General features: G+C 34.4%; 10 protein-coding genes. 9 read left to right on the top strand and 1 reads right to left on the bottom strand.

Annotated features, from left to right (window positions below; genetic code table 11):
* The first annotated feature begins 105 nt into the window (after positions 1-105).
* From IMCC3317_RS07855 to IMCC3317_RS07815, 9 genes are all read left to right on the top strand, one after another.
* Positions 106-1,284, top strand: a complete 1,179-nt coding sequence (locus tag IMCC3317_RS07855) for an AIR synthase related protein (RefSeq protein WP_160128979.1) — start codon at positions 106-108, stop codon at positions 1,282-1,284.
* 258 nt (positions 1,285-1,542) lie between these two features.
* Positions 1,543-1,941, top strand: coding sequence for a hypothetical protein (locus tag IMCC3317_RS07850; protein WP_160128978.1), 399 nt, complete (start codon positions 1,543-1,545; stop codon positions 1,939-1,941).
* A gap of 244 nt (positions 1,942-2,185) precedes the next feature.
* The gene (locus IMCC3317_RS07845; protein WP_160128977.1) at positions 2,186-6,523 is read left to right on the top strand and encodes a CusA/CzcA family heavy metal efflux RND transporter; all 4,338 of its coding nucleotides are present in this window, start codon (positions 2,186-2,188) and stop codon (positions 6,521-6,523) included.
* Positions 6,524-6,533: 10 nt separating this feature from the next.
* A complete protein-coding gene (locus IMCC3317_RS07840; protein WP_160128976.1) occupies positions 6,534-7,673 on the top strand; it encodes an efflux RND transporter periplasmic adaptor subunit in 1,140 nt (379 codons plus the stop codon).
* Between the two features lie 11 nt (positions 7,674-7,684).
* Positions 7,685-8,383, top strand: coding sequence for a Crp/Fnr family transcriptional regulator (locus tag IMCC3317_RS07835; RefSeq protein WP_160128975.1), 699 nt, complete (start codon positions 7,685-7,687; stop codon positions 8,381-8,383).
* A 405-nt stretch (positions 8,384-8,788) separates the two neighbouring features.
* On the top strand, positions 8,789-9,229 hold the full coding sequence (locus tag IMCC3317_RS07830) for a thioredoxin family protein (RefSeq protein WP_160128974.1): 441 nt from the start codon (positions 8,789-8,791) through the stop codon (positions 9,227-9,229).
* A gap of 385 nt (positions 9,230-9,614) precedes the next feature.
* Positions 9,615-10,604, top strand: a complete 990-nt coding sequence (locus tag IMCC3317_RS07825; protein WP_228054990.1) for an FAD:protein FMN transferase — start codon at positions 9,615-9,617, stop codon at positions 10,602-10,604.
* An 11-nt stretch (positions 10,605-10,615) separates the two neighbouring features.
* Positions 10,616-10,831 carry a DUF4266 domain-containing protein gene (locus IMCC3317_RS07820; RefSeq protein WP_160128973.1) on the top strand — a complete coding sequence of 72 codons (216 nt, stop codon included), beginning with the start codon at positions 10,616-10,618 and terminating at the stop codon, positions 10,829-10,831.
* Between the two features lie 35 nt (positions 10,832-10,866).
* The gene (locus IMCC3317_RS07815) at positions 10,867-12,159 is read left to right on the top strand and encodes a DUF3570 domain-containing protein (protein WP_160128972.1); all 1,293 of its coding nucleotides are present in this window, start codon (positions 10,867-10,869) and stop codon (positions 12,157-12,159) included.
* 318 nt (positions 12,160-12,477) lie between these two features.
* Here IMCC3317_RS07815 and IMCC3317_RS07810 read toward each other — a convergent pair whose 3' ends face one another.
* Positions 12,478-12,987, bottom strand: a complete 510-nt coding sequence (locus IMCC3317_RS07810; protein ID WP_160128971.1) for a peptide-methionine (S)-S-oxide reductase — start codon at positions 12,985-12,987, stop codon at positions 12,478-12,480.
* Positions 12,988-13,136: the final 149 nt, after the last annotated feature.

Raw genomic sequence — 13,136 nt, 5'->3', positions numbered from 1 at the left:
CAAATAAATATGAATTAGCAAATACGACAAATTGCGTATTTTTAGTTGATGATAAATTCTTGTGTTTAGGCGAAAAAATTATCTTTGCAGCACAACAACACAACTATGAGTCAAGAAGTATCAAAACGATATGCAATGCGAGGCGTTTCGGCATCGAAAGAAGATGTACACAACGCGATCAAAAACATTGATAAAGGTTTATTTCCGCAAGCTTTCTGTAAAATTGTCCCTGATTATCTCACAAATGATGAAGATTATTGCTTGATCATGCATGCAGATGGCGCAGGAACAAAATCGTCGTTAGCGTATATGTACTGGAAAGAAACTGGCGATTTGTCGGTTTGGAAAGGAATTGCGCAAGATGCACTAATCATGAATATTGACGACTTATTATGTGTTGGCGCAACGGATAATATTATGTTGTCATCTACGATTGGAAGAAATAAAAACGCGATTCCAGGTGAAGTCATTTCGGCAATTATCAACGGAAGTGAAGAACTCATCAAAGAATTAAAAGGATTTGGCGTAACGATTCATTCCACAGGTGGAGAAACGGCTGATGTTGGCGATTTAGTTCGAACAATTATTGTAGATTCTACGGTAACGGCTCGTATGAAACGAAAAGACGTAATTGACAATGCAAACATAAAAGCGGGCGATGTCATTGTTGGTTTGGCTTCTTTTGGTCAGGCAACTTACGAAAAATCGTATAATGGTGGAATGGGAAGTAACGGATTAACGTCTGCGCGACATGATGTTTTTGACAAATACTTAGCCGAAAAATACCCTGAAAGTTTTGACAATGCAGTTCCGAGTGAGTTGGTATATTCTGGAAAAATGAAGTTGACTGATGCTGTTGCAGATGCCCCAATTGATGCTGGAAAGTTAGTGTTATCACCAACGCGGACGTACGCACCAATCATTAAAAATATTTTAGATAAATATACTTCAGAAGACATTCACGGAATGGTGCATTGTAGTGGTGGCGCACAAACCAAAATATTACACTTCGTGGAAAATCTACATATTATTAAAGACAATATGTTTGAAATTCCGCCGCTTTTCAAGCTAATTCAAGAGCAATCTAACACCGATTGGAAAGAAATGTATCAAGTATTCAACTGCGGACATCGTATGGAAATTTACGTTTCTCCAGCAATTGCTGAAGACATCATTTCCATTTCAAAATCGTACAATGTAGACGCACAAATTGTTGGTAGAGTAGAAGCTTCAGACAGTAAAAAATTGACGATTTCTAGTATGTATGGAACATTTGAATATTAGTTTGTCATTCCTGCGTGGTCGCTGAATTTATCGAAGTGAAGGCAGGAATCTATTTTCACGTCATGCTGAACTTGATTAAGCATCACACAAGCAACTTTATTTAATTATGAAATAACTGACAACCGATAACCGATAACAGACAACTCATAACTCACAACTGAAAACTTCAAGCGACTACAATCTAGATGCAATCTAAATATCGATTCAACAGAAGAAAATTTTAAAAACTAAAAAATAACTTATGTATCTTTACACTAGATGCAAAAGTTATTTTCCATACTAATCTCACTCATTGTCCTGCTGCAAAGTCTTGGATTTGACTCTGTTGATATTATTCAACTCGATGAGTTTATGGAGCATGCGCAATTTCACAGCGAGCAATATGGAGACAATGTTTTAGTATTCATTTCTAAGCATTATGGGGAATTAAAAGCTGCGCACGACGAAGAACATCAAGAAGAAAAAGAAGAACATGAACAACTTCCTTTTCAACAGGTTTCAAATAGTGGAACTTCATTAGTTTTCACATTACAAACAACAGAAACAATAGAAAGTACCGTTGAATTTTCTGAATTCAACAAAGCTAACTTTTATTACAAAGCACTTTCTTCTTCACTACATTCGGAAGGACTTTTTCAGCCACCACGGCTTTCATAAACAATCAGACTTTTTAAATTTTTTTGTGCTGTTTCACTTTCGTGAGATAATACCAAATGAATTTTAAAATGATTGATACAAAATTTGAATTATATTTTCTTTAGATGAAATAGAAAACATAAGCATAGCCTTAGTTACGGTTCTGTTTTATATTGAATATATAAAGGAAATAGAAACGAATTTAATCAGTTATTTTAAAGTTTATCTGGTATAGGTACACTCACCATGATTATTTTATAACAAAATGCTATCACAAATCATCAATTTCAGTATAAAGAACAAATTCATTGTTTTACTATTTACGACCTTTATCATCGGATTTGGGTTGTATTCACTATCGCAAATTCCTATTGGAGCAGTTCCCGATGTGACTAACAATCAAGTACAAGTCATCACCACATCTCGGAATCTTTCTACACAAGATATGGAGCAATTCATCACATATCCTGTAGAATTAGAAATGGCAAACTTGCCTGGCGTACAAGAAATACGTTCCGTTTCTAAATTTGGTTTATCAGTCGTCACGATTGTCTTTGATGACAACATGGGAACGTATTTGCCACGACAACTCATTGCGGAAAAAATAAAATCAGCTTCCGAAAAAATTCCAAAAGGCTTTGGAACGCCCGAAATGGGGCCGATTACAACTGGTTTGGGTGAGATTTACCAATACATTCTCGATGTAAAACCCGAATACAAAGACAACTATACCGCACAAGATTTACGAACCATTCAAGATTGGATAGTAAAACGACAACTTTCTGGAATTCCTGGAGTTGTAGAAGTAAATACTTGGGGCGGATTTTTAAAACAATATGAAGTCGCTATCAATACTGAAAAACTAAACGCTATGAATATTACGGCGCGCGATGTTTTTACGGCATTAGAAATGAACAATAGTGTTTCTGGCGGCGGTTACATAGAAAAAGTCAATCAAGCATTTTTTATTCGTGGTGAAGGATTGATTGCTTCTATGGAAGACATCAAAAATATTGTGGTTAAAAATGAAGATGGAATTCCTATCTACATAAAAGATGTTGCAACTGTAGGTTTTGGAAATGCAATGCGTTTTGGCGCAATCACAGGAAATGGCGAAGGCGAAAAAGTAATGGGACAAGTCATGATGCTGAAAGACGCGAATTCCAAAAAAGTAATTGATGCGGTAAAAGAACGTGTCGCTTCCATCTCAAAATCGTTGCCAAAAGGAGTGTATATCAATGCTTTTCTCGATCGAAGTGAACTCATCGCAAAAACGACGTTTACAGTCACGGAAAACTTAATATTAGGTTGCCTGATTGTTATTTTTGTGGTCGTATTGCTCCTAGGAAACTTCCGTTCAGGATTAGTGGTTGCTTCTGTAATTCCGTTATGTCTACTATTTGCATTGTCCTTAATGTACATTTTTGGAGTAGACGCGAATTTAATGAGTTTAGGCGCTATTGATTTCGGAATTATCATTGATGGCGCTGTGATAATTGTCGAATTCATTGCGTTTCAAATCACGCAGAAAAAAGATGAAATTCTAGCGTTAGCTAAAAACGAACAACAAGCTTTCAAAGACAAAATTACGTTTATGGGCGCATCCAAAATGATGAATTCAGCCATTTTTGGACAATTGATTATTCTAATCGTTTTCATTCCAATCTTATCACTAAGCGGCGTAGAAGGCAAAATGTTCAAACCAATGGCATTAACGTTTAATTTTGCGCTCATTGGCGCAATGTTACTCTGTTTTACGTATGTTCCTGTAGTGGCTTCAATGTTCTTAAAACCATCAAAAGCAACAGATAAAAACATTTCGATTCGCTTAATGAAATGGCTTAACAGAATGTATGAACCTGTAATACATTGGGCATTGCAAAGTAAAAAATTAGTCTTAGGAATTGCAATTGCATTGTTAACGTTTTCCGTGTATTTATACAGTACAATGGGCGGCGAATTTGTCCCAACATTAGATGAAGGCGATTTTGTAATTCAGCCAATTCTAAAAACGGGAACTTCACTCAGTAAAACGGTTGAAATCACGACCGAAATCGAGAAAATTCTATTAAAACAATTTCCAGAAGTCAAACAAGTGGTCACAAGAATTGGTGCTGCGGAAGTTCCAACAGATCCAATGTCGATGGAAGAAAGTGATGTAATTATTGTGTTGAAACCCAAAGGCGAATGGACATCTGCAAGTTCTAAAGATGAATTGGCTGATAAGTTTAAAGAAGCATTAACCGTAATTTCAGGAATGGAAGTCGAATTTACACAACCTATCGAAATGCGATTCAACGAATTAATTACAGGAGTTCGTGCAGATATTGCCATCAAAATTTTTGGTGAAGATTTGGATATGTTGACTAAAAAAGGAAACGAAATAGGCGAGTTGATTCAAAATGTTTCTGGTGCGGCAGATATTTCGGTAGAAAAAATTGCAGGATTGCCCGAAATGAACATTCAATACAATCGATCTAAAATTGCACGTTACGGATTAAATATTCAAGATTTAAACGAAATGGTTTCCATGGGATTTGCAGGAAAAACGGTTGGGAATGTTTTTGAAGGTGAAAAACGATTCGATCTAGTAGTTCGATTGGATAAACAGAAACGTAAAGACATTGACGATCTTAAAAATTTATATGTCGATTTGCCTTCTGGCGGAAAAATTCCGTTAAGCGAATTGGCTGAAATTAGCTATCAAAAAGGTGCTGCGAAAATATCTCGCGACGATACGCGGCGTAGAATTGTAGTAGGAATCAATGTGCGGAATCGAGATTTACAATCGGTTGTAGATGACGTGCAAAAACTCATCAATGAAAACATCAAATTACCTGTTGGCTATTCCATAACGTACGGCGGTCAATTTGAAAACTTACAAAGTGCCAAATCGAGACTTATGATTGCGGTACCAATTGCACTTATTTTAATATTTGTGCTATTGTATTTTGCTTTCAAATCCGTAAAAGAAGCATTAATCATCTATTCAGCCATTCCGTTAGCGGCAGTTGGCGGCGTATTATTACTTTGGATGCGCGATTTACCGTTTAGTATTTCGGCAGGTGTTGGATTTATTGCCCTTTTCGGGATTGCAGTATTGAACGGAATTGTATTAATAGAACATTTTAAAGAATTAAAAAAGGAAGGTTTTGAAACTATGGAAGCATTGATAAAACAAGGCACAAAAGACAGATTACGAGCCGTATTATTGACAGCTTCTGCGGCAGCTTTAGGATTTTTACCAATGGCGATTTCCACGAATGCAGGTGCAGAAGTACAACGTCCGTTAGCAACAGTTGTTATTGGCGGATTGTTCACAGCGACGTTATTAACATTGATCGTTTTGCCAGTATTGTACGCTATTTTCAATCGTTCGGAAGTGACTCAAAGGAAGTCAGAAAGTGGAAATTCTAAAAAGATAATCGGTGTGTTGCTATTATTTTGTTCGATGAGTGTTTTTGGGCAAACATCAAAAGAAGCCACATTGGATGATCTTATTTCGATGGCGATAGAAAATAATGCAGGATTAAAAGCCAATGAATTACAAGTGGAACAATCGGCAGAAACCATCAACAGTGCTTTTTCGTTTGATAAAACACAGATTTATTATGAGTTTGATCAGAATAATTTAGCCGTAAATAATGAACCGTTGCGCGTATTTGGAATTCAACAAGATTTTCGTTTTCCGACGGTTTATTTTTCTCAGAAAAAAGTATACCAAGCACAAAATGAAATCGCTTCAAGCACATTCGAAATTCAGAAAAAAGGTATGGAACGAAAAGTAACGACTCGTTTTTACGAATATCAAATCGCAAGCGAAAAAGCAACACTTTACAAACGGTTAGATAGTTTATACACAGATTTTTCCAGCATTGCAAAAAGGCGTTTTGAATTGGGCGAAACCAATTATCTGGAAAAAATAACAGCCGCTTCCAAACAAAAACAGATTCAGCTTAATTACGAAGAAGCTAAGAAAAATGTAAACTTGGCGCATCATGAATTATTGAATCTTGTGCAACTAAAAGACACGTTTTTGATCATAAAAAAATCATTACTCAAAGTAAACATTCGCGCGTTAGCGATAAAAAATACAGCTGAGGTTGATTATTATCAAAAAAGAATTGCGTTGTTTCAAGCGGAACGTCGTTTTGAAAAACAACAATTATTGCCAGATATTAGTCTAAATTATTTTCAAGGATCTAATTCACAACTCAATACAAATTTATACGGATATCAAATAGGTTTAAAAATCCCGATACTTTTTGGCGGACAATCTTCAAAGATAAAAGCGGCGAAAATGGCAGAAGAAGTTGCAATTGCTGAATCTGACGAATATGAAATTCAACTAAAAGCAAAATTTGATGCGCTTCAAATACAAGTTGCACAACTACAAAAAACCTTGACGTATTATGAAAAAGAAGGCGCGGCACTTTCTGACGAAATTCTAAAAACAGCCAACGGAAGTTTCAAAAATGGCGAAATTGATTTCTATCAATACATTCAGAGTTTGGAAAGCGCATATGAAATAAAATTAGACTATTTAGACAAGCTCGATCAATACAATCAAACCGTAATTGCAATTAATTATTTAACCTTATAAACCGAACGTTATGCAACGTATATTATATAAAATTACCTTTTTAAGCCTTCTTTTTTCACTGTATAATTGTGGAAATAAAGAAAGTCAAACTACTCAAAATGAAGTGCAAGAAACTGCGAATAATTTCATTAAAATTTCTCAGGCACAATTTGAACAAAATAAAATGACTTTAGGAAATCTGGAAGAAAAACAGTTTCCAACTATTATAAATGTCAACGGAATGATTGATGTTCCGCCAGAAAATAAAGCTGTTGTGAGTGCAACTATGGGCGGATATATTAAAAATATGCCGTTGCTTGTTGGCGATAAAATTAAAAAAGGACAACTGTTAGCAACGATTGAAAATCCTGAGTTTGTGACTTTACAACAAGAATACATGGAAGTGAACGCACAATTGACGTATTTGAAGTCAGAATTTGAGCGACAAAAAACAATGGTTGCAGAAAAAATTACCTCACAAAAAAGTTTTTTGAAAGCTGAAAGTGATTACAAAACTGCCGTTGCAACGTATAATGGTTTGCGACAACAATTGCGTATGCTGAACATTTCGCCTGCAACTGTTGAAAAAGGAACGATGGTTTCTGTAGCAACAATTTACGCACCAATTTCTGGAAGTATTACCAAAGTAAATGTGACGAAAGGAACGTATGTTTCTCCGGCAATGTCAATTTTAGAAATTATTGATAATGATCATATTCACTTAGAACTTTCGGTGTTTGAAAAAGATATTATGAATGTCAAAAAAGGGCAACAAATCGATTTTAAAATTCCTGAAGCAACGAAAGAAATATTCAAAGCAGAAGTACATTTGGTAGGAACTTCCATTGAACAAAACCGAACGATAAAAGTGCATGGACATATTGAAGATGATGAAAATCACAATTTCCTTACGGGAATGTTTATAGATGCAAATATCATTACAAATACTACGTTGGCAAAAGCAATTCCGAGTGAAGCAATTGTGGTGGTAGACGAAGTTTCGTATGTGTTAGTTTTAGATAAGAAAGAAGGTAAAACCTATTATTTCATTCAAAAAGAAGTTGTTGTTGATGCAAGTTATAATGGATATTCAATTATTAAAAATTCAGAAGCTTTTACTTCAAACACACAATTTTTAACCAAAGGTGCTTTTAATTTATTGGGCGAATAAACTTTGAAAATATGACAGATCATTCATTGTTACATAACAAATTCAGCTTTAGCAATCAAGATTTGATTCAAGGATTGCCAAAATCGATCGTAACTATTTTGGAAGCGAATACGAAAACGATTCAGTTTTTAGCAGGAACTACAATCTTTCAAGAAGGAGAATCGCCCACAGGCATATTTAGAGTTAAAAAAGGAAAAGTCAAAAAATTTACGACGACTAATTTTGGTACACAACATTTATTTTACATCTGTAGAGAAGACGAATATTTAGGCTATCATGCACTTTTGAGCGAAGAATTATACGCAGATACCGCAACAGCATTGACAGCTAGTGAAATTGAATACATTCCAAAAAAAGACTTTTTGAAAGCAATTGATGCATCACATTTGTTATCGCAACGCTTGTTAAGAAGTCTGAGTCATGAATTTGGTGTATTCATAAATGCTACAAAATTATTGGCAAAATATACTGTGAGAGAACGTTCTGCCTTAAATCTTTTAATTTTGGAAGATAAATTTCGATTAGCTTCCGAAGTTGAAGTCGAAATAAAAATCAATCGAGATGATTTGTCAAATATGGTTGGCACGGCAAAAGAATCGTTGGTTCGCATGCTAAAAGATTTTAAAGACGAAAAATTGATTTCAACCAATGGCAGAAGCATCTTTATCAAAGATTATGAAGGTTTATTAAAAGTTTCGAATAGTGTGTGAAAGTTAGTTTGATGCACTGTTTTCTTTTTCCGCAGTATAGTAGCCGTTTTTCGTTAAAAATTTTCAAATTTTTGTTGAAATATAAATTATAAACTCCTTTGCAGAGAATAGAGCTTAGTGAACCAAAATTCAGAAAAACTGATACGGTTTTAGCCTTTTCGGCTAAAAATACCTCTGGGAAAAGCGCACTTTCTTTTATTTCTTTTCTTTGTGCGAGCAAAGAGAAAGAAAATAAAAAGCTAAAAAAGTAAGTTTTTTAACCAAAAGAATATTAAAATTTTCGAAGGTTACTTTTAAATTAAGCTCACTTGATCAAAAAAAGGGCTCATTCAAAAGTTGATAAATATCAATGTAAGATTTAGTTAAAAATCTCGTTTAATATATAAATTAGTATAAAATAATCAGATGAAAAAAACCCTATCAAGCATATTTATTCTTTTGGCGATCACAACCACAGTTAACGCTCAAAATTGGAATACAAACTTTCAAGAAGCAACAGCAAAAGCTGCCAAAGAAAGTAAAAATATCATTTTGGTTTTTTCGGGTTCAGATTGGTGCGCACCTTGCATCAAACTAGAACAATCCATCTTTCAATCGGAAGCATTTAAAACATTTTCGGCGACTGATTATATTTTGGTCAGAGCCGATTTTCCCAAAAGGAAAAAGAATAAACTATCAGATTCACAACAAGAACAGAACAATGAATTAGCCGCAATGTACAATCCAAACGGCTACTTTCCGTTGGTAGTGGTTTTGAATGCGGAAGGAAAAGTATTGGGCAAAACTGGATATAAAAATACAACACCTGAAGATTATATTTCGGTATTAGCATCTTTCACTAAATAGAATTAGTAGTGTCGGTAAAAGATGAAAGATCGCTATGCTTTTAGAACAAAGAACCAAGACTTGATGTTAACTATTTGATAAACAGTTGTGCTATTAATAGTACAAAAGGTTTTACTATAACAAATTGATTCTCGGAGTTTGTCTTTTATGCAGAGTAGTAATATAAACACGTTAAAAATTTTTGAAGCCTTGGAAAAAATTTAGTGTTTGTAGTACGGTTTTAGTTCTTTCATTAAAAAAGAACTAAAAACTCCTCAGAAAAGGGTCTTTTCTTTTGGTTCATTTTCTTTGGACAAACAAAGAAAAGAACATGAAATATTCTTTAAAGTTCTGAATATAAATAGGTTTTAAATTATCATAAAACACAGAAACAAAAATAAACAAATTGAAATACTTTTTACTCATTATCACAATCGTATTTACATTCACTCTAAATGCGCAAAAAACACACAAGCGAACGCTAAAATTAATGGGTTCTCGTTTTGATATCACGGTGATTGCAGCAACGGAAAAGGAAGCAAATACATATATAGATATCGCTGTGGCGGAAATTACTCGGATTGAAAACCTCATTTCGTCTTGGGATTCAAACTCGCAAACTTCCGAAATCAATAGAAATGCGGGCATAAAACCTGTAAAAGTTGACAAAGAATTGTATGATTTAATCGAAAGAGCAATTCATATTTCTAAACTCACGGATGGCGCTTTTGACATAAGTTACGCTTCCATGGATCGTATTTGGAAATTTGACGGAAGCGTTACCGAAATGCCAAAAGAAAGCGTTATCAAAGCTTCTGTCGCAAAAGTTGGCTATCAGAATATCGTTTTGAACAAAGAGAATCAAACTGTTTTCTTGAAACTTGAAGGAATGAAAATTGGCTTTGGTGCTATTGGAAAAGGATATGCGGCAGACAAAGCAAAACAATTGCTTCAAACAAAAGGCGTAAAAGCAGGAATTATCAATGCTTCGGGCGATATGAATACGTGGGGAAAACAAACCAACGGCGACGATTGGAACGTCGGAATCACGAATCCATTAAATAAAAATAATGTATTTGCGTTGTTGCCAATTTCAGGAAAAGCAGTCGTGACTTCTGGTAATTATGAAAAATTTATCATGCTCAACGGAAAGCGCTATTCACACATTATTGATCCAAGAACTGGATATCCAAGTAGCGGAATTGTCAGTGTGAGTGTATTTGCGCCAAGCGCAGAATTAGCAGATGCTTTGGCAACTTCCATCTTTGTTATGGGAAAAGATGTTGGACTCAATTTCATTAATCAACTCAATGGAATTGAATGCATTATCGTTGATGATAAAGGAAAAATTGCACATTCAAAAAATATAGATATTCAAAATAAATTAAAAAATTAATCACAACAAATATGAACTATAAAAAAATCTTATTCATCGGTTTTTGCATTGCTTCGCTCACTTCGTGCGTTGCAGTAAAAGAATACGAAAAAGTAAACCTGAACGATCCAGATATGAAATTATCTGCAAGTTCCATTGAGCGTTTTGAAACCAACTTTCAAATCTATCGAGAAGCGGCTTCTGGTGCAAACGGTGGAAAAACTGGCGGCGGTTGCGGTTGTAACTAATACCAAATAAATCTCAAAATGACTGATTAAATTTAATGAAATATACCTTTCTATTGATAGTATTGTTCGTATCGTGCTCGGCATTGTACGCACAGGAACAACAACAAGATTCTTTGACAACGTATAAAAAGCGTGTGTTAGAAACGACAGAAGTCGATTTTATCATGAGTTATTACACACAAGACGGAACGCACGCAGCGGTTACAGGCGGAAAAGGAACCGAAGAACTCACGGATATTACACCAACGTTTGTGATCGCAATTCCCTTAAATGATGACGATGTGTTAACCATTGATGCAGGAATTTCTGCGTACACTTCGGCTTCGTCAAGTAATATAAATCCATTTGATGGCGATAAACCTGCTGATCCTTTTACGGCATCTTCTGGCGCTTCTCAAAGTGATATTTGGGGAAATTTGAACGTAAATTATTCACATTCATCAGACGACAGAAACGATATTTGGACCGCAAATGTAAATGTTGCTTCGGAATATGATTATTTTTCTATTGGTTTTGGCGGAAGCTATACAAAACTCTTCAATGAAAAAAATACAGAAATTGGCGTAAAAGCAAATATATTCTTGGACACTTGGAATCCGCAATATCCGATAGAATTTAGAGATGGCTTTTCACGTCCTGATATTGTTGGAACTGGCGTATATTCAAATTCATTTGAACAATTTGCCAATGAAGGAAGAAATACGTATTCACTATCGTTGAGTTTTTCACAAATTCTGAGTAAAAATGCGCAAGCTTCTATATTTTTAGACCTTGTACAGCAAGATGGATTGCTCTCTACGCCGCATCAACGTGTGTATTTTGCAGATGTTGCCGATTTTTTTGTGCAAAACTTTCAATTAGGTGATGATGTGGAACGATTGCCAGATACACGATTTAAAGTGCCAATTGGAGCGCGATTCAATTATTACATAAACGAATCCGTAGCCTTACGAACGTATTATCGCTATTATTTTGACGATTGGGGAATTAATGCACATACGGCAAGTATTGAAGTTCCGATTAAATTTGCGGAAGGGAAATTTACATTGTATCCAACATATCGATATTATACACAAACGGCGGCAGATTATTTTGCGCCTTTTGAAGAACACTTGTCAACATCTGAATTTTATACGTCGGATTACGATTTGTCAAAATTTGAAAGTCATCAATATGGTGCTGGATTTAAGTATAATGATATTTTTGCGAAATTTAAAATATTCAAATTTGGATTAAAAAGTGTAGATATACGTTACAATTATTACACACGAAGTGACGGATTGGATGCAAATATTATTTCTGCTGGATTTAAGTTTGTGATGGATTGATACTTAGCTTATTTTGAATAAAGAGGTTTTTTGAAGTATAATTTACGTCACCTTGAACTTGATTCAAGGTCACATAAAGTTGCTTGTGTGATGCTGAATAGATACTGAATCAAGTTCAGCATGACGCAGCGGAAAATATTTAATATTTATTAAGGAATATAGAATATCGAATAAGGAATATCCAAGTTAAAAGTGGAAAGAAATAACAAATACTAAATGTAAAATTTTAAATGTAAAAGTTTTTGTTTCGAATAACGAATAACGAATAACGAATAACGAATATTGAAGTTTTCAACAATCTAACAAAGCCCAAGAAGTCTAAAAATCCAAATGGTCTAGTTTTTCTTTTACAGTAAATTGCGAAAACTTCGTCAACAACAATTTCAATTTCGGATTGATAAACTGTTCGCAAAAAGGCTTGCTAGGATTCGAATAATAATAATTGGTAATTGCTTCTCGCGAAGGTTTAAATCCGTTAAACGGTAACACTTGCGTGATGATTTTTTTTGTAAAACTTTTTTGAAGATTGGTCAAAATTTCTTCAATAGTTTCTTTTTGAATGGAATCAAAATAATAAATAGCCGAACGATATTTTGTGCGCATGGAATGTTGCACGGTTGATTTATGCGTCCGCAGATGAATCTCTATGAGAACCTTCAATGGAATTAGTGTTGCATCAAACTGTACAATAACGGCTTCTGAAAACGTATCATTTTCTTCCGTAGATTGAATCCAACCTTGTGCTACATTTTCAACACCAATTAACGATTGAAAAACCGCTTCTGTACACCAATGGCAACCGCCACCAAATGCAATTTTACAAATCATACCTTTTTTAAATATTCACACAAAAATAATGAAATTTTAAAAATAGAGTTAAAATACTGAAAAACAGATAATTGTATTTATTTTTGATATCTTTCAAAGATAAATCTGAAAATAATATGCAATTTTTAATAACTTCAAAAAGATAGAAT

Origin of the sequence: Kordia antarctica, assembly GCF_009901525.1 — a bacterium.
GTDB lineage: Bacteria > Bacteroidota > Bacteroidia > Flavobacteriales > Flavobacteriaceae > Kordia > Kordia antarctica.
This window is presented reverse-complemented; position numbering and strand designations above follow the sequence as displayed.

Bases quoted from the DNA above. Each gene is read 5' to 3' on its own strand.
- IMCC3317_RS07815 (WP_160128972.1), top strand. From the start codon at position 10,867: ATGAAATATACCTTTCTATTGATAGTATTGTTCGTATCGTGCTCGGCA.
- IMCC3317_RS07830 (WP_160128974.1), top strand. From the start codon at position 8,789: ATGAAAAAAACCCTATCAAGCATATTTATTCTTTTGGCGATCACAACC.
- IMCC3317_RS07855 (WP_160128979.1), top strand. From the start codon at position 106: ATGAGTCAAGAAGTATCAAAACGATATGCAATGCGAGGCGTTTCGGCA.
- IMCC3317_RS07820 (WP_160128973.1), top strand. From the start codon at position 10,616: ATGAACTATAAAAAAATCTTATTCATCGGTTTTTGCATTGCTTCGCTC.
- IMCC3317_RS07840 (WP_160128976.1), top strand. From the start codon at position 6,534: ATGCAACGTATATTATATAAAATTACCTTTTTAAGCCTTCTTTTTTCA.
- IMCC3317_RS07850 (WP_160128978.1), top strand. From the start codon at position 1,543: ATGCAAAAGTTATTTTCCATACTAATCTCACTCATTGTCCTGCTGCAA.
- IMCC3317_RS07810 (WP_160128971.1), bottom strand. From the start codon at position 12,987: ATGATTTGTAAAATTGCATTTGGTGGCGGTTGCCATTGGTGTACAGAA.
- IMCC3317_RS07845 (WP_160128977.1), top strand. From the start codon at position 2,186: ATGCTATCACAAATCATCAATTTCAGTATAAAGAACAAATTCATTGTT.
- IMCC3317_RS07835 (WP_160128975.1), top strand. From the start codon at position 7,685: ATGACAGATCATTCATTGTTACATAACAAATTCAGCTTTAGCAATCAA.